Annotated in this window: 15 protein-coding genes; 5 read left to right on the top strand and 10 right to left on the bottom strand. The window is 46.9% G+C overall.

Features of this window, described 5'->3' with window-relative positions; translation table 11 throughout:
- Positions 1 to 58 precede the first annotated feature (58 nt).
- Both NSQ29_RS24355 and NSQ29_RS24360 read left to right on the top strand, forming a co-directional pair.
- The gene (locus NSQ29_RS24355; protein WP_076301084.1) at positions 59 to 1,111 is read left to right on the top strand and encodes an LCP family protein; all 1,053 of its coding nucleotides are present in this window, start codon (positions 59 to 61) and stop codon (positions 1,109 to 1,111) included.
- A 122-nt stretch (positions 1,112 to 1,233) separates the two neighbouring features.
- A complete protein-coding gene (locus NSQ29_RS24360; protein ID WP_339268602.1) occupies positions 1,234 to 2,550 on the top strand; it encodes a glutamate-1-semialdehyde 2,1-aminomutase in 1,317 nt (438 codons plus the stop codon).
- A gap of 75 nt (positions 2,551 to 2,625) precedes the next feature.
- Here the strand turns inward: NSQ29_RS24360 and NSQ29_RS24365 are convergent, their stop codons facing one another.
- The 9 genes from NSQ29_RS24365 to NSQ29_RS24405 form a co-directional block, all read right to left on the bottom strand.
- Positions 2,626 to 3,246: a hypothetical protein gene (locus tag NSQ29_RS24365; RefSeq protein ID WP_341126314.1), complete on the bottom strand. Its 621-nt coding sequence runs from the start codon at positions 3,244 to 3,246 to the stop codon at positions 2,626 to 2,628.
- Between the two features lie 177 nt (positions 3,247 to 3,423).
- A complete protein-coding gene (def, locus tag NSQ29_RS24370) occupies positions 3,424 to 3,975 on the bottom strand; it encodes a peptide deformylase (RefSeq protein ID WP_042193240.1) in 552 nt (183 codons plus the stop codon).
- A 100-nt stretch (positions 3,976 to 4,075) separates the two neighbouring features.
- Positions 4,076 to 5,368 carry a stalk domain-containing protein gene (locus NSQ29_RS24375; RefSeq protein ID WP_076300172.1) on the bottom strand — a complete coding sequence of 431 codons (1,293 nt, stop codon included), beginning with the start codon at positions 5,366 to 5,368 and terminating at the stop codon, positions 4,076 to 4,078.
- Positions 5,369 to 5,495: 127 nt separating this feature from the next.
- Positions 5,496 to 5,753, bottom strand: coding sequence for a hypothetical protein (locus NSQ29_RS24380; RefSeq protein ID WP_341126315.1), 258 nt, complete (start codon positions 5,751 to 5,753; stop codon positions 5,496 to 5,498).
- A gap of 15 nt (positions 5,754 to 5,768) precedes the next feature.
- A complete protein-coding gene (locus NSQ29_RS24385; protein WP_042184672.1) occupies positions 5,769 to 6,653 on the bottom strand; it encodes an inositol monophosphatase family protein in 885 nt (294 codons plus the stop codon).
- A 237-nt stretch (positions 6,654 to 6,890) separates the two neighbouring features.
- The gene (uvsE, locus tag NSQ29_RS24390) at positions 6,891 to 7,898 is read right to left on the bottom strand and encodes a UV DNA damage repair endonuclease UvsE (RefSeq protein ID WP_341126316.1); all 1,008 of its coding nucleotides are present in this window, start codon (positions 7,896 to 7,898) and stop codon (positions 6,891 to 6,893) included.
- Positions 7,895 to 8,212, bottom strand: a complete 318-nt coding sequence (locus NSQ29_RS24395) for a hypothetical protein (protein ID WP_042123954.1) — start codon at positions 8,210 to 8,212, stop codon at positions 7,895 to 7,897. The genes uvsE and NSQ29_RS24395 overlap by 4 nt, the downstream gene beginning before the upstream one ends.
- 47 nt (positions 8,213 to 8,259) lie before the next feature.
- Positions 8,260 to 9,351: a D-alanine--D-alanine ligase gene (locus tag NSQ29_RS24400; RefSeq protein WP_076285873.1), complete on the bottom strand. Its 1,092-nt coding sequence runs from the start codon at positions 9,349 to 9,351 to the stop codon at positions 8,260 to 8,262.
- A gap of 22 nt (positions 9,352 to 9,373) precedes the next feature.
- On the bottom strand, positions 9,374 to 10,405 hold the full coding sequence (locus NSQ29_RS24405; protein WP_445739175.1) for an amidase domain-containing protein: 1,032 nt from the start codon (positions 10,403 to 10,405) through the stop codon (positions 9,374 to 9,376).
- A 270-nt stretch (positions 10,406 to 10,675) separates the two neighbouring features.
- On the opposite strand from NSQ29_RS24405, the gene acnA reads away from it, so the two are divergent.
- Positions 10,676 to 13,417, top strand: a complete 2,742-nt coding sequence (gene acnA, locus NSQ29_RS24410) for an aconitate hydratase AcnA (RefSeq protein ID WP_341126317.1) — start codon at positions 10,676 to 10,678, stop codon at positions 13,415 to 13,417.
- 132 nt (positions 13,418 to 13,549) lie between these two features.
- Here the strand turns inward: acnA and NSQ29_RS24415 are convergent, their stop codons facing one another.
- Positions 13,550 to 14,293: an IclR family transcriptional regulator gene (locus NSQ29_RS24415; protein ID WP_042184662.1), complete on the bottom strand. Its 744-nt coding sequence runs from the start codon at positions 14,291 to 14,293 to the stop codon at positions 13,550 to 13,552.
- 271 nt (positions 14,294 to 14,564) lie between these two features.
- Between NSQ29_RS24415 and NSQ29_RS24420 the strand changes: the two genes are divergently transcribed.
- Together NSQ29_RS24420 and NSQ29_RS24425 are read left to right on the top strand one after the other, a co-directional pair.
- Positions 14,565 to 15,605, top strand: a complete 1,041-nt coding sequence (locus NSQ29_RS24420; protein WP_042184661.1) for an alpha/beta hydrolase — start codon at positions 14,565 to 14,567, stop codon at positions 15,603 to 15,605.
- A 187-nt stretch (positions 15,606 to 15,792) separates the two neighbouring features.
- Positions 15,793 to 16,971, top strand: coding sequence for a Fe-Mn family superoxide dismutase (locus tag NSQ29_RS24425; RefSeq protein ID WP_094877189.1), 1,179 nt, complete (start codon positions 15,793 to 15,795; stop codon positions 16,969 to 16,971).
- The last annotated feature ends 58 nt before the right edge of the window (positions 16,972 to 17,029 follow it).

The raw sequence follows: 17,029 nt of genomic DNA on the forward strand, positions 1-17,029 counted from the left end.
CGTATCCCCAAAAGAAATTATAATGTAGAGAATGTGAATGCGAAAGGAAGAACGAGAAATGCCACCTAGAAAGAAAAGGCACGCAAAGACTGGTAAGTCAAAAAAGAAACCGCTGCTTTGGACACTGGCCATTATACTCCTCCTTATTATCGGTGGAGCCATTTACTACTTTACATCCATCTACACTGAGCTTGGCAGCATGTCGAACACCGAGAATTCACCATTTAAGAATGCTGAAACTGTTGATGTCGACACGCCAGAACCTCCAAAATGGGAAGGTACAGAGCCTGTTAATATACTGCTAATGGGCGTAGATGCCCGCGGTGTCAAGAAGGGAGAAATTCCTCGTTCTGATACAATGCTCGTAGCCTCACTTGATCCCGTGAAGAAGAAAATCAGCGTATTCTCAATTCTTAGAGACACTTACGTTCCGATTCCAGATCACGGCGAAAAACGTATTAATTCAGCTATCATTTATGGACCTAACACGGCGATGCAGACTGTAAGCGATCTGCTCGGCATCCCGATTCAATATTATGTCTACACGGACTTCCAAGGATTCATCAAGCTAGTAGATGCCGTTGGTGGTGTAGATTATGAAGTCGAGAAAGATATGGTGTACAAGACCATTGCAGATGGTCCCGAGTATGACATTGATCTTAAAAAAGGATATCAGCATCTCGACGGTAATAAAGCTCTGCAATATGTACGTTTTCGACATGACGCTACCTCCGACTTCACTCGGACCGAGCGCCAGCGTGCTTTTCTCAAGGTTGTGGCTGACAAGCTGATCAAGACCACATCCATAATCAAGCTACCGAATATCCTGTCTCAAGTTACGCCTTATATCGAAACTAATCTGACAGTAAATGATATGTGGAAGCTTGCAACCGTTGGGTACGATAGTACCATGGGCGGTAGTGAGCAAATTCCGCCAATGGATCTGCTCAAAGAGGAAACTACAAGTGACGGATCGCAGGTTATAGGCATTCGCAGTGAGAAAAAATTAAAGGAATTTGTTCAGGATACCTTAAATGGCCCTGAGCCAACGCCTACACCTTCAAGTTCACCAGAGACTACTTCAAATAGTAACACTAGCGGAACCCAATAAAGATCTGACAAGCAACGTTCACAAGTAGACACTACAGGCAATGGTATAATACGGGCGGACAGCGGAAACACCGTTGTTCGCCCGTTGCCATGAGCACCAACAATCGAAAGGATGATCACATTATGAATCGTTCCACATCTGAGCAACTTTATCACGAAGCCCTTCAACATATCGTTGGAGGTGTAAATAGCCCTTCCCGCTCTTTTAAAGCCGTTGGAGGCGGAGCACCTGTATTTATGAAACGTGCCAGCGGATCTCACTTCTGGGATGTAGATGGCAATGAATATATCGACTATCTCCAAGCCTATGGACCGATCATTACCGGCCATGCTCACCCACATATAACGAAGGCAATTACCACTGCAGCTGAGAATGGTGTTCTTTACGGAACCCCAACAGAGCTCGAAATTAAGCTTGCTAAAATGCTTAAAGAAGCTATTCCGTCTATGGATAAAGTCCGGTTTGTCAATTCAGGCACAGAAGCGGTTATGACTACCATTCGTGTCGCTCGTGCTTATACAAAGCGCAGTAAAATCGTAAAATTCGCTGGCTGTTATCACGGCCACTCTGATCTAGTGCTCGTAGCAGCAGGATCCGGGCCTTCTACGCTTGGCATTCCAGATAGTGCCGGCGTTCCTAGCAGTATTGCACAGGAAGTAATCACTGTTCCGTTTAATGATCTGGAAAGCCTGCAAGAGGCACTAGAAAAATGGGGCGAAGATGTCGCCGCTGTAATGGTTGAACCGATCGTCGGTAATTTCGGTATGGTGATGCCGAAGCCCGGATTCCTCGAAGGGCTCTGTAAGCTGGCTCATGCTAACGGCTCACTCGTTATTTATGACGAAGTCATTACGGCCTTCCGCTTCCATTATGGTTCCACACAGACATATGCAGGACTGGATAACCATGAAGACATTACTCCTGACCTTACAGCACTCGGCAAAATCATCGGTGGCGGTCTACCGATCGGCGCGTACGGCGGACGTAAGCATGTGATGGAACAAGTAGCCCCACTAGGACCGGCATACCAAGCGGGAACAATGGCGGGAAATCCTGCTTCCATTTCCGCAGGGATCGCCTGTCTGGAAGTGCTGAGCGCAGAAGGCGTATATGATGAGATGGAACGGCTTGCGATCCGCCTTGTCGGCGGTCTTCAGGAATCCGCTGACCGTCATGGCATTCCACTGACGATCAACCGCATCCGTGGTTCATTCTCTACTCATTTCTGTAAGCATCCAGTTACGAATTACGATGAGGCACAGGATACAGATGGCGAATTGTTCGGTAGCTTCTTCCGTCACATGTTGAACCGAGGGATTAACCTCGCCCCTTCGAAATATGAAGCTTGGTTCCTAACGACAGCACATACCGATGCAGATATCGACGCTACGCTGATTGCAGCAGAAGAATCATTCCGCGCTATGGCGGCTGAGAAATAAGACGTTATTTACAGCCACTAAACATACTAAAACCTACCACCAAGCTTCTGGTGGTAGGTTTTTTTTGCATAGGCACTATTCGAAGTCAATTTGCTTGTCCAATATAATCTCTGTCATGGCAGGTCGAAACATTTGGTCTCCTCCGGGTATTAAGGCAAATTGAACCGTATCCAGATCCGCTGGCAGCGGTGGCGAGACCAAGAACTGCATTTGTGTATGAGCTCCCCCTCCGTGTCCTCCATGCTGCTGGATTTCATAGGCTGCCTCGCTCAAAATCTCCAATGTTAGAGCCGGTTTAAGATAAACCTGCTCCACTGTTTCTTTTAAATACTTAATCTCCACAGTAACTATACTGAGCGTTTCATACTGCATAGCATGTGTAAGTGTATACTCGCAATCTGCGAGGACTGTCCGCTTCACAATTGGAAGTACGCCGAGCAGTAAACCAGGCTCTTCCCAATATTTCCGTCTGGGCACAGCCTCATTCAGACTGTGTATATACTGTACAATCTGAGAAGTCTCCATCTCGAATCTAGTTGACCATTCCTCAAGGAGCTCACTTTCGGGGGAGAACCGTTTTTTGCCTGTTATAGCTTTACGTTCCTGAATCAGAGTCAAAATCTGCTCATCAATCTTCTTAACCTCATCATTATATTCGTTGACCACGCCTCTTATTGGCATTCTACCCCAACCCATTTAATAACCTCCTTCTTATAATAAAGTTACTTTCTACCCATTAGCTATATGGTACCTCCTGTGGATTAATTTGTAAAATATTCGAAATCTTTCAATCTTGCAGATAGCAAAAAAAAAGCATGTACCCCTCAGCTTTATGCTGCAAGACCACACGCTTTATGATTCAGAGATTTTCTTTCACTCGTACAAGTTACGGATTTCCACTCCCTGAGGAAGCTTGAATGGATTTTCCTTGTTGATTCGGTCGTAGAACATGATCCCATCGAGATGATCAATCTCATGCTGGATAATGATGGCTTGGTAGCCCTTAAATTTAAGGACCACTTCCTTCCCCTCAAGATCATATCCCTTTACCTTCACAGATTCATAACGAGGTACAAAACCATGCACCGGTCGATCAACGGACAGACACCCCTCGCTCTCCGGTAAGTACACCATGGTTAGTGAGTGACTGATGATCTTAGGGTTAACCCAAGCATGCTCTACAATCCTCCCTCTCTCGTCCGTAGAATACATCACGAACATACGCTTCAACAGTCCGATTTGATTCGCCGACAGACCTACGCCAGAGCGTAAATTGTATTCTTCGGAAATCTCCGGGTCCTGGCTGTTCTTCAGAAACTGAAGCATACATTGCAGAGTCTCACGATCCTCCTCCTGTAGAGGAAGCTCCACTGGTTGAGCTACGGTACGAAGTACGGGATGACCTTCCCGTACAATATCATCCATAGTGATGATATATTCAGCACTAAATTTTGAACTAGACAATATTCCATCCACCTTTGCCTTACGGGCTTAATTTAAAGTACCTATGATATATTATGCAGATTTATGGATTTATGAAAGCCGTTCGCAGTTTGCTACTATAATTAACATCAAATCCAAGTCCGGTCGCCAATGCGGCAAGGGGAAGATAAGTTTTATCTTCTTTGCCTACCTTTTGCAGAAAAGCAGGGGTATCAATGGCTACATTCTGTCCATTCACCTTAATAAATTTGCTACCGATCGTGATTACAACAGTCCGGCCACCGTATTCAATAGTCGCACTGGAGGTCTTATTATCCCACTTTCCGTTAGCGCCTACGGCATTTAGAATATCTTTAAGCGCCAAGAAGTTCTGACCATTCTTAAGGATGGGCTTATTCGGCGTATTTAACTCTACACCCTTTACAACAATCGACATCGGTAAAGTATCCGTAGCCATCGCCGCTACAGTGGGAATGCGGTATTCCCCCCATTGTAATTCAGCAAATACTTTTGCAATGGTCTCGTATCCGAGCTGCGTAGGGTGAAAATCCGCTTGTCCTGCCCCGATAATATGTGTGAGTGATCCCTCTGAGCCGGCAAACTTTGCCGCTACATGAGCTACTACTACCTTTGCTCCCTCTTGATTCATACTTGCAGCCACACGATCTGCCGAATCCGTAAATTTCGCTGCTGCGGTCATCAATTTAGTGTACATCGCACCAAGAGCGATCTTAGGAGCAGGCTGGTATTGGTCAGCCAATATAATTGTTGCTTGAGGATTTATCGCACGAATATTCTCAAGACTCGCCTTCACATTCGTATTGTAATCCGCTAGCTTCTGCTCCAGCTGAGATTCAAAATCTGTATCTGTCAGCTCCTTCACCTGTAAGAAAAGACGGCTTACATCATTCCCGCCAATTGTAATCGTAATCAGATCGGCTTCCTTCAGCTCTGATGCGATCTGCGGGGTTAACTTTACGAATTGGTCAATCCGCGGATCTGGAAGACCTGACTGAATACCTTCAGCGGTAATCGCTGAGCCGTCCTTGATGGCTCCAGTGTAATTACGTAATCCAGCAGTGGTCAATCCAAGAATACCATAATTGGTAAGCTCGCTCCGGCCATGATACCACCCCTGCTCCAGTAGTCGCTCCGCATAACCGTAAGGCTTGGTATTCACATCCGTCATTCCCGGCTCGTATCCGGCAGTAATCGAATCGCCAAGAGCTACGATGCGAAAGACATCCTGACTTGCATCTTGTGTTATAGACGTGTCAGCTGCATTTGCCGATCCGGCACCTACGCCAATCAGCACAGATAACAAAAGCATACTGCTTGTGCTAGCTGCTAAAATTCTTCTCCACTTGCTTAGCATCGTATCCCTCCCAAAATGTTCTAATTCTCATTCTACCATCCCTGATAGCAACGCAAAAGAGCGGCCTCCCATATTCGGGAAACCGCTCTGAACATCACAATTATTATCACAGCTAGAAACGAATGTCTTATTCTTTATTTGAATCTTGTGAATTTAAATGTTTCCCGGCACGTTCCAGATATTTATCATAACGATCGTCTAGTTCATGTCCAATCTTACGATACCGCAGCGTCTCCTCCACAATAGGATCCATTGTGGTCTGGATACGAATTTCATACTTCGGAGAGATCTCACGGATTTCTTTAGCTATACGGTCACCCTGTTCCATCTCACCATCAACCAACATTTCACTTAGCTTGCGTTCCAGATCATCCTTCTCGCTCATGATGCATCGTCCTCCCTAAAGCTTATATCCTGTTGCTTCAGCATTCTTCAGTGACGAAACCAAATATTCGTGAATATGACCATTACTTGCTACTATATGACGAGTGCCAATATCGTATGGACGCCCAAGCGTATCCGTAATTCTGCCCCCTGATTCAAGCACTAGCAGTACTCCTGCTGCACAATCCCAAGGGCTTAAGCCTACTTCCCAGTATCCATCTACCCGACCTGCTGCCACATAAGCCAAGTGTAGAGCAGCTGAACCTCCTGCGCGAATACCACGAATCTGCGGAAGAATGCTCTGCAGTCCTGCCATATTTACAGGTTGCGCAAATTCACGGTCCGGCGGAAAGCCCATTGCAATCAAGCTGTCTCCAAAAACGTCCTCCGTAGAGACTGCGGTAGGAACACCATGCATGTAGGCTCCCTTACCTTTTTCAGCAACGAACATTTCATCACGAATCGGATCGTAAATTACCCCCACCGTTAATTCTCCACGAATCACTAAAGCAATGGAGACACAGTAAAAAGGAAATCCGTGTACAAAATTAGTCGTACCATCTACAGGATCTACAATCCACAGATATTCATGCTCACGAGCTTCTTCCAATGCAGCGGTTGCTGCTGCTGCTCCCGGGGAAACGCCTTCCTCACCGAGGATCGCATGATCTGGATAATGTGTCAGGATCAACCTGCGAATCATCTGTTCAACGCCTTTATCTACTTCCGTGACCAGATCCTGTGCCGATGTCTTTGTATTAAGTTCCTTCACCAGGCCCTGTCTGCTTTTTATCCATTCTCCTGCTTTGGCAGCAGCATTAATGGCTACCGCCGTATGTCCCTTGCTTGTTACTACATAGGGTTCACGTTCTTTCTTACCCTCTGGTTTTAAAGGACTCATATCTTCACTCCGCTTCCTTGAACATAATCGCCATTGGCATGAAATTTAAAGCAATCCTATTCACAATACCGTTCAATACGCCAAAACGTTCTCAAAGTTCCGCCATAAGGGATACCCATCTCTATGTTACCTTGAATGTTAATCGTAATAAAGTTTCATTCAACGTACCCTATTTCAAGTTACATATCAAGTCATGATAGGGCCCGTATTCGGGACCTATCGCCTTATTTTCATTGTTTAAGGTTCGATATTCACACTTGCCCCATTTAATACAGAAATTCCGTTACCGGCATCAGCCAGCTCCTTCATTGCTTCCATCAATCCAAATAACGCACCATCTTTTAGTTTTGCCTCAATCATAACATCAATAGCAGGGGTATCTGCAGCTATCCGCTTTAAAAAAGCTACTAATGGCGCAGGCTCCACACCATCTGCATGGCTGCGTGGATCAGACGGACTGCGCGGACTAGATACATGAATCTTAGGCGGGAAAAGCTCTCCAGATGGAACATCCTTCTGTGTAAGCCCGCTCCGCCATGTCTGCTGAATATCAGGCCACAGCTCCCAAGGGAGCTCTCCTTCATTATTCACCCATTGATGGTGAATATCCAGCACCATCGGCAGGCCTACGTTCTGGCAGACTGCCAGTGTCTCCGGGGCTGTGAAGGTCTTATCATCATTCTCCAGCGTAATACGTGCCTGCAGCGCTGCTGGTAGCTCGCGGAAATGCTTCTCAAACCGCTTGGCTGCCACCGGCTTGTCCCCATAGGCTCCGCCAATATGAATATTGTTCTTCGCCATGGCAGGAAGTCCCATGGCATTCAGCATGTCCGTGTGGTGCTGCAAATCCCGGATGGAACTTACTAGCACCTCAGGACGGGGTGTACTAAGCACTGTAAAGTGATCTGGATGAAAAGACACCCGCATCCCATGCTTTTTCACATATTGCCCCACTTCCGCGAATTCCTCAGCGAGCGCAGCAAACGGATTCCAATCCTGTAAATCAGGATGCGTCGCCAGAGGAATCAACTTGGAAGTGAGACGGTACACGAAGATGTCCGAACCCACATTATGCTTCATTAGTCGCAGCGTATTGTGCAGATTCATCCGAGCGAGGTTCTCCAAACGCCGAAGTGCCGCTTCACGGTCATCCAGCTTCTTGAAGGAGGCCATCGTCATAGTCTTGGATGGTGAGCAGTCTTTGATAACGGTGGACATCGCTACATATCCAAAACGGACAATCATCCCTGCGCTCCAAAAAACATTTCATCTGCTAGTGCAGTTTGCACTTTTGATTCTTCTTCATTCAATTTACGCACGAGTTCCATTTCGACCGCTGTAACCTCATGCCCCTGAAAATTAATCTCTGCGATCGAGGCTGAGATTTTGACGATCGCTACAGCTACATTCTCAGGTGTGTAGGCAATCACCTTCTGACCCGTCGGATACACGCGAAAGCCCTGCTTCACCATTTTGGTACGCCCATACTCCAGCAGCTCGTACAGCTCTTGTTCATTCTTGAACTTACAGACGGAATTAAATTCAGTTTGAAAACCCATATTTCGTCGCCCCTTTCCAGTCGGGATGAACCCGCTAGTAGCTTCAATTACTCGTTGTCATACTTAAGACCTTGTTTGAAATTATAGCGCTCTAAGGCTAACTCAATCATACGGTCTAACAGAGCTCTATAGGATACACCTGTCTCACGCCACAATAGCGGATACATGCTGTACGGAGTGAAGCCAGGCATCGTATTCACTTCGTTAATTAGAATTTTACCATCCGATCTCCGCAGGAAGAAGTCCGCCCGGGTAATCCCGCTACCCTCAATCGCTCTAAAAGCGGTTATCGCGGACTCCCGCAGACGATCAGCAACTTCAGAATCTACTGGCGCAGGAATCATCATTTGCGATTTACCGTCCGTATATTTAGCTGCGTAGTCATAATATTCTCCAGAAGAAACGATTTCACCCGGAACAGAGGCCTCTGGCTCATCATTTCCGAGCACACCTACCTCTACCTCACGAGCATCCACGAATTCCTCAATAATGACTTTTGTGTCATAACGGAAGGCGAAATCTATAGCTTTTACAAGACTTTCCTTATCAGAAGCCTTAGAAATACCTACACTTGAGCCCAGATTAGCAGGCTTTACAAATACTGGATATCCCAGTTTATCCTCTACACCCACAATCAACTCATGGCTTTTTCTTTTCCAAGCGCTGATGTTAAAATAACAATATTCACATTGATCCAGACCTGCATCAGCGAATAGCTTCTTCATAACAACCTTATCCATCCCTGCCGAAGAGGCAAGAACGCCAGCCCCAATGTAAGGAATATTCGCCATTTCGAACAACCCTTGAATTGTTCCGTCCTCGCCATACGTGCCGTGCAATAGTGGGAACATGACGTCCACCGCTTTATCCGCACCGGATAGTCCACTAAATACTACATTCAGGGCTGTACCCATATCTTCTGTTGCATCTGAAAGCTTGAGCTGCTCTACCTCACTATAAGGTGCCGATAACGTCTCTCCAACTTTCCACAAGCCCTGTTTTGAAATATAAAACGGGATAATCTCATATTTATCGTAATCAAATGAGTTCATCACGGCAAAAGCCGTCTGTAAAGATACCTCATGTTCTCCGGATTTGCCCCCGTACACCAGCCCTACGGTTAGTTTTGCGTTCCCCATACCTTTATAACCTCTTTCTGTCTTATAAATAGTCGTTAATATGAAAAAAACGGTATTTCGTTTGATCCGTCCATGCGTAGGAATCACGATAGTCCCAGAAGCGATGACGACTGCTAACTGTACGTGCATTCACAAGCGGCATGCCACCAGCATCAAAGGCTGTGACGATCGTGCTGTGCTGATATTGCCCGTTACCATCCCAGTCATATTGAATGATATCGCCCAGCATCAATTGCTCCGGCCGCTCCATGACTTCCGCACGCAAGCCACTGCTCCGGCTAACGCTCAAATAGCGCTGCAGACTGTCTGATACAGCCCAGCTATAACTCCACCATTCTTGTTTTCCTTGGTAGCCTTTGTACCACCAACCCGTTTCTCTTTTACCAGTATAGTTGATAGGCGCGCCCCCTGCAAAGAGGCATTGGGAGACATAATTCGTACAATCTACCTCAAATGTTTCGAACTCCGGATTCCCGTCTTTCCACCAACGATCGGCATAAGCCACCGCTTCTTCACGGTTGTAATGAACCTCTCTTGAGCCCGAGATCTCACCAAGAATATTCCGGTTTAGAAGGGGCTGTGATGGCAGCGGAGCAGGCAAAGCTTCCCCCCATTTGGACAACCTGCCTGATAACTCCGCCTCAGCTCTATGAACTGTATTCCTTTCGGGAATAGTTCGTTCTATAGCAGCGATTTCCCAGCCCCCTCTGTCCCGCACAAAGGTCAACCGCTCCAGCTCAACCCTATCCTCACGGTGGTTAACGCCTCCTTTTTCATAATAGAGTGCACTATGCAGCGTAACCTCTGCTACCACCTCAGTCGGAGTCTGCCGGACGGTCCGTAAAGTCTTTACACCTGTTTCCCCACGCAGCGGAGTGATCCCACGAGCGGTATACCATTCAGCGATACGGCGTGAACGTTCCCCTTGCTCCACCAGAAAACGTGGATCTTTAACGGATACTGACACTGTTTGCGATGAGGACTTAGGTTCCACCCTGGCCTTATTCACTTGATCTACATATACATATAGACTCTGCTTCCACTGTTGTTCCATTATACTCGCACCCCTTCATTCCCTTTTAACTACTGCTCTATGTATATGAAAGGAAACAGGCCGCTATACAGATCGCTTCAATTTACATGGTAGGGCATATGCTTTGCTTATAGCTTACGTTTTAGAGGTAACTCTAAATGGTTTCAGAGATGCGATATTCGGGCTTTATATATAGGAAAAAAAACTTTACTCCCCTCTTTGTAACCGTTATAATTAAATAACATGCAATGTGAAATTGAGTTTCAATAGATGAAACAAGGAGGCGCACATATGCCAAGCAAGGATCATTTCTCGTTGGCCCGCACCCTGAAATCAGGTGGCAAATCTTATCGCTATTATGATCTTAACTCCCTTGAGGAACAAGGACTGGGCTCTATCTCTTCCCTTCCTTTCTCGATCAAAGTATTACTTGAGGCGGCTGTTCGTCAATTTGACGGACGGGCGATTACAGAAGAACATGTGAAACAATTGGCTGATTGGTCAGGCGACATTGATCGCAATAAAGAAATTCCGTTTATCCCTGCTCGTATCGTACTTCAGGACTTTACCGGTGTTCCGGTAGTCGTAGATCTGGCAGCTATGCGTGATACTGTAAAGAAAGCCGGAGGAGATCCTAAACAGATCAACCCGCTCGTTCCCGTTGACCTTGTAATTGACCACTCTGTTATGGTAGATGCTTTCGGTACGGCAGACGCTTTGGAATACAATATGAACGTGGAGTTCGAGCGCAACGAGGAACGCTACCGTTTCCTTCGCTGGGCACAGACCGCTTTCAATAATTTCCGTGCAGTTCCTCCAGCTACCGGTATCGTGCATCAGGTGAATTTGGAGTATTTGGCTTCCGTAGCCACTACTAAAACTATCGATGGTGAAACTGTCGTTTATCCAGATTCCCTTGTTGGAACGGACTCCCACACTACGATGATCAATGGACTTGGTGTTGTAGGCTGGGGTGTAGGCGGTATTGAAGCTGAAGCAGGTATGCTCGGACAACCGCTCTATTTTGTTACACCAGATGTAGTGGGCTTCAAGCTTACAGGCAGCCTTATCGAAGGGGCTACAGCAACAGACTTGGCACTGACAGTGACTGAAATGTTGCGTAAAAAAGGCGTAGTCGGCAAATTCGTCGAATTCTACGGTCCTGGTCTTGCTAACATCAGTCTTGCTGACCGGGCAACGGTTGCTAACATGGCGCCAGAATACGGAGCAACGATCGGTTTCTTCCCTGTAGATGAAGAGACCCTTGCTTATCTTCGCAGCACAGGTCGTCCAGATGATCTGGTAGAGCTCGTTGAATCTTATTACAAAGCACAAGGCATGTTCCGCACTTCGAATACGCCAGATCCTGAGTTCAGCGATGTAATTGAACTTGACCTAGCTTCTGTCGTTCCAAGCTTGGCTGGACCAAAACGTCCGCAAGACCGGATCGAACTTACGCATATGAAAGAAAATTTCGAAGGTATTATCCGTACACCTGTAGACAAAGGCGGTTACGGTCTCAGCGATGAGAAAATCGCCCAAGTTGTAGAAATAGAACATAAAAATGGCACCAAAAGCAAGCTGAGCACAGGCGCGGTCGTGATCGCAGCGATTACAAGCTGTACGAATACTTCTAACCCTAGCGTTATGCTTGGTGCAGGTCTTTTGGCGAAAAAAGCTGTGGAACGTGGTCTGACCAAACCAGCATACGTTAAGAGCAGCTTGACTCCAGGATCATTGGTAGTTACTGAATATTTGGAAAAAGCAGACTTGCTGAAGCCACTTGAAGCACTGGGCTTCTACTTGGCGGGATATGGCTGTGCTACTTGTATCGGTAACTCCGGTCCATTGCCTGAAGAGGTTAGCCAAGCCATCACTGATAACGATATGACCGTAGCTGCTGTAATCTCCGGTAACCGTAACTTTGAAGGCCGCGTACATGCTCAGGTCAAAGCCAACTACTTGGCTTCACCGCCGCTCGTAGTTGCGTACGCACTAGCTGGCACTGTAAATATCGATTTGCAGACTGAACCGCTTGGATTTGATCCACAAGGTGAGCCAGTATTCCTGAAGGATATTTGGCCAACTACTGCTGAAATTCGTGAAGCTATCGGTCTCTCCCTTAGTCCGGAGATGTTCCGTCGTAAATACGAGAATGTATTCACTGCTAATGAACGTTGGAATTCTATCCCTGTTCCACAAGGCGAGCTGTATGAGTGGGATGATAATTCCACGTATATTCAGAATCCGCCATTCTTTGAACATCTGGCAGACGGTCTGGGAGACATCAAGGATATCAAGGATGCACGCGTTCTGGCGTTGCTTGCTGATTCAGTAACGACCGACCATATCTCACCTGCAGGTAATATCTCTACCTCTGGTCCTGCCGGCGAATATTTACGCGATCATGGTGTAGAACGTGCAGACTTCAACTCCTACGGCTCACGCCGCGGAAATCATGAAGTCATGATGCGTGGTACATTCGCTAATATTCGGATTCGTAACGCAGTAGCTCCAGGTACAGAAGGCGGAGTTACAACCTTCCTGCCAAGCGATGAAGTCATGTCCATCTATGACGCTTCCATGCTGTATCAGGACGCTGGACAGAATCTCATCGTTATCGCCGGTAAAGAATACGGCACAGGAAGCTCACGTGACTGGGCTGCCAAGGGCACGCTTCTGTTGGGTGTTAAAGCTGTTATCGCTGAGAGCTTTGAGCGGATTCACCGCAGCAATCTGGTTGGTATGGGTGTGCTTCCACTGCAATTCCAGGAAGGCCACGGCTGGAGCAGCTTGGGACTGACCGGACGCGAGACCTTCAACATTACCGGTCTCGATAACGAGGTGACGCCAAGCCAAGATCTAACTGTTACCGCCACCCGTGAAGACGGTACTCAGTTCGATTTCCCTGTCACAGCACGCCTCGACAGTACGGTTGATATTGATTACTATCGCAATGGTGGTATTCTACAAACTGTACTTCGCCAAATGCTGGCGGATGCCACAGATTCTTCGGCTGTATCTGTAGAATAGGTTTATCGCAAGACGCACAAGGGAGTGCTCTCTGGCCATTAAGGCTAGAGACACTCCCTTGTCTTATTATATTTGGATATTAAACGGCCAGCCTCCGATCATCCGGAGACTGGCCGTTTTTCTCATGTTGGGCTATGGAATCATCATGCCCATTTCACTTGCTGCTTCCTTCAAGATGGCGGCATACTCTACTAACGTATCCCTAGACAGGCGGCTGACCGGCCCTGACAGCGATAACGCCGCAATCACATTTCCACTACGGCCTGTGACTGGTACCGCCACAGCGGCCGCACCAGACTCACGTTCTTCGAAACTCGTGGCATACCCCAGCCGTATGATCTCATTAAGCTGATCTTTGTATACACTCTTCTCAACGTAATCCGGCCACTCCGAACTCTCCAGCAGCTCTCTCAACACCTCAGGTGGTGCATACGCTGCTAACACCTTACTCGACGCCCCTACGGATAATGGCAGCCTCGCACCGATCTGTGCAACTCTACGAATCGCTTGCTGGCTCTGTACCGCCTGAATACGTACGCGTTCAATACCATCCCGTAAGTAAAGGCTGACCGTCTCTCCGAGTCGATCTCTCAGCCGTTCCATAGATGGCAGCAATACTGCTGCCGACTCGTCAAAAGCAGGCAGATGCGTAGACAACTCCCAGATTCGTATACCCAACCTATATTTTTCTGTCGCCGGATTGCGAATAAGAAAGCCCTTTTCCTCTAGTGTTGCCAGCAATCTGTGGACTGTACTCTTATGTAAGTCAATCTTTGATGCGATCTCCGTTAACCCTAAATCTCTGTCCTGCGTAAAACAAAGTAATATATCAAGCGCACGTTCTACCGCGCGTACCGTTAGCTTTCGGTCCTCCACAGTAATCCCCCTTCGTGTTTCATCAAATGAAACGCGGTTACATTATAACTAACTCTATCTTAGTGCAAAACTCTACGGAAAGTCCAGTATATTCACTGAGCCGAAAAAGACTGGTCCGCACTTTACAGTTACATTACAAAACGGTCCAATTCATTGACTTTGTAAGTGCTTCAACTTACGATAAACATATTAAATATACTAATGCTTTAGTATCATTTTCGACAAATTATCCTAGGCACTAGTACTCACATCATACTTAGGAGGGGACCTTATGGATCTGACAACCAGCCGAGCCGGCACGTCAGTCTCCCGTCGTCCTAAACTACCTAAACAGGGCAGTTCATCACGACTATCGCTGCGGATGATCCGTGTTAAGCATATTATCGTTGCATTGCTATTATCTATATTTTTCTTTTTAGCATTTTGTTTTGTCTCGCTTCATGGCTACATCGCTTGGGTGCTATCCAATCCAACCGTCGCGCCACTGTACTCCAATCCTATGATGGCCAAAGGCCTCGCCTACGAGGATGTAACCTTCCCAGCTAAGGATGGCAGTCGCCTGATGAACGGCTGGTATATTCCAGCCAAGGATGCTACTAAGACTATTGTATTCAGTCATGGCTATGGTGCCAACCGCGAAGAGTCTTGGGTACCTATGTACGATCTCGCTCACTATGCACACAGTCTGAATTTCAATGTCGTAATGTTTGATTACGGATTTGCTGCCCAAGGTAATAAGGATATTGCAACCGGCGGCAAAAAAGAATCCCAGCAGCTTCTAGGCGCCATTGATTTCGCGAAGGAACGCGGGGCTAAAGAGCTCGTTGTTTGGGGCTTCTCCATGGGGGCTGGCACAGCACTGCAGGCAGGATTAGTATCTGAGGACATCGACGCGATGATTCTGGACAGTACCTTTTTGCTAGAACCAGACACACTGTATCATAATATCAAGCAGAATATCGATCTGCCGCGCCAGCCTTCCCTGGCGATCATGGAAATGCTGTTCCCGGTACTGAACGGTACGGGACTAGATCAGATTCCTTATGCAAAGGTTAAATCCAAAGATTATCCTTTCCCTATCCTTTTCATGCATGGAACCAAAGACGATAAAGCCCCTTATCCTATTGCCGAAGAACTAGCAGCAAATCAGAACAATCCGTTCTCTGATTCCTGGATCATCGAGGGTAGTCATCATGAGCTGTTGTTCCGCGAGCATCCCCGTGAGTATTTGCGGCGGGTCTCCGCTTTTTTAGGGAATGTCCATCTGGCCAAAAATAATAATGGCGATCAGCCGGCGATGGCAAGTAATTAACTAAGCGTTAATAACCATACAAACAGCCTCTTCCAGGGACAGAAAGAACGCGCCCTAGGAAGAGGCTGTTTTCATCCCCAGGAAAGAAAGAAGCCAAAGAGGCACTCTAAGTTTATGTTCTTCATAACCTTCCAAGACCGTTCATATAATGGACTGATAAAGACATATCACGGGAGGTTTTCTTGGCATGCTATATGTATACGGGCCGATGCTGCCAGTACGTATCCTGGAAGAAATCGTATTTTGGAAAACACAAGAGAAAGAGCATACCGAAGTCATCAAAGCGATCGTACCTAAATTAGAGGATCCTTATGTGAAACTCCTCGATGAATGGGCCGTTGTTTTTGGTGCAACTGAGCAGGCGGCACAGCAGCTATTGAATGCTGCCCTTTCCGCTTCTCCTCCGCCACAGGCAGAACTCACTGCGGAAACGGAGAAACTGCTACATATCTCCTGCAATCAATCCCAAGAGTTCGTCCGGCAGCTCTTTGCCATCATGGAGAGTAGCGCAGCGGTCAAAGCCGTCCCCCTTGCAACTACTGTGATTCTGCATATTATTCGCGAATCAGAATACTTCCTAGCCGTACTACAGACACTCAGCTCGCCCGGAAAGCTATCACAAGTCATGCGCGATTATACAGAGGATTATGTCGTAAACATCGATACAGACGATACTATGCGGAATGATGGATTCTCTACTTTTACTGACACTGTTCCTGATATCCGCGATAAAAACGACGCGGTACCCATTGGCGGCCATACGCTACCTCCCTTGCCTTACGCCTATAATGCACTAGAACCTTATATTGACGAAAAGACGATGAGAATTCATCACGATAAGCACCATCAAAGTTATGTAGATGGATTAAACAAGGCTGAAGTTAAATTAGCAGATTCCCGTAAGAACGGTGACTTCGATCTCGTTAAACATTGGGAGAGAGAATTAGCCTTTAATGGTGCAGGCCACTATCTTCACACGATCTTTTGGAACGTGATGTCTCCGCAAGGTGGGGGCCGCCCAACAGGTGCTTTACTAGAAGCTATAGAACAAAGCTTTGGAAGCTATGACAGCTTCAAGAAACAGTTCACCGAAGCTGCGAATAAAGTAGAAGGTGGCGGCTGGGCCATTCTCGTCTGGAGCCCACGCAGCCATAGACTAGAAATTCTCACTGCGGAAAAACATCAAAATTTATCGCAATGGGACGTTGTTCCGCTCTTGGCCTTGGATGTATGGGAACATGCCTACTATCTGAAACATCAGAATAATCGTGCGGATTATATTAACGATTGGTGGAAGGTCGTCAACTGGCCATATGTGTCAGAGCGTTATGCCGCTGCCAGTAAACTGGCATGGAAGCCTTACTGATCTCTTACCACTTCGTAGAAGACATCACTTCTATTCGCTTATATTGCCCCAAAAGGAC

The organism is Paenibacillus sp. FSL F4-0236 (assembly GCF_038000135.1).
Taxonomy (GTDB): Bacteria; Bacillota; Bacilli; order Paenibacillales; family Paenibacillaceae; genus Paenibacillus_AQ.

Coding starts and splice junctions, on each gene's coding strand:
- NSQ29_RS24355 (WP_076301084.1), top strand. CDS start 59: ATGCCACCTAGAAAGAAAAGGCACGCAAAGACTGGTAAGTCAAAAAAG.
- NSQ29_RS24360 (WP_339268602.1), top strand. CDS start 1,234: ATGAATCGTTCCACATCTGAGCAACTTTATCACGAAGCCCTTCAACAT.
- NSQ29_RS24365 (WP_341126314.1), bottom strand. CDS start 3,246: ATGGGTTGGGGTAGAATGCCAATAAGAGGCGTGGTCAACGAATATAAT.
- def (WP_042193240.1), bottom strand. CDS start 3,975: ATGGATGATATTGTACGGGAAGGTCATCCCGTACTTCGTACCGTAGCT.
- NSQ29_RS24375 (WP_076300172.1), bottom strand. CDS start 5,368: ATGCTAAGCAAGTGGAGAAGAATTTTAGCAGCTAGCACAAGCAGTATG.
- NSQ29_RS24380 (WP_341126315.1), bottom strand. CDS start 5,753: ATGAGCGAGAAGGATGATCTGGAACGCAAGCTAAGTGAAATGTTGGTT.
- NSQ29_RS24385 (WP_042184672.1), bottom strand. CDS start 6,653: ATGAGTCCTTTAAAACCAGAGGGTAAGAAAGAACGTGAACCCTATGTA.
- uvsE (WP_341126316.1), bottom strand. CDS start 7,898: ATGATTGTCCGTTTTGGATATGTAGCGATGTCCACCGTTATCAAAGAC.
- NSQ29_RS24395 (WP_042123954.1), bottom strand. CDS start 8,212: ATGGGTTTTCAAACTGAATTTAATTCCGTCTGTAAGTTCAAGAATGAA.
- NSQ29_RS24400 (WP_076285873.1), bottom strand. CDS start 9,351: ATGGGGAACGCAAAACTAACCGTAGGGCTGGTGTACGGGGGCAAATCC.
- NSQ29_RS24405 (WP_445739175.1), bottom strand. CDS start 10,405: ATGGAACAACAGTGGAAGCAGAGTCTATATGTATATGTAGATCAAGTG.
- acnA (WP_341126317.1), top strand. CDS start 10,676: ATGCCAAGCAAGGATCATTTCTCGTTGGCCCGCACCCTGAAATCAGGT.
- NSQ29_RS24420 (WP_042184661.1), top strand. CDS start 14,565: ATGGATCTGACAACCAGCCGAGCCGGCACGTCAGTCTCCCGTCGTCCT.
- NSQ29_RS24425 (WP_094877189.1), top strand. CDS start 15,793: ATGCTATATGTATACGGGCCGATGCTGCCAGTACGTATCCTGGAAGAA.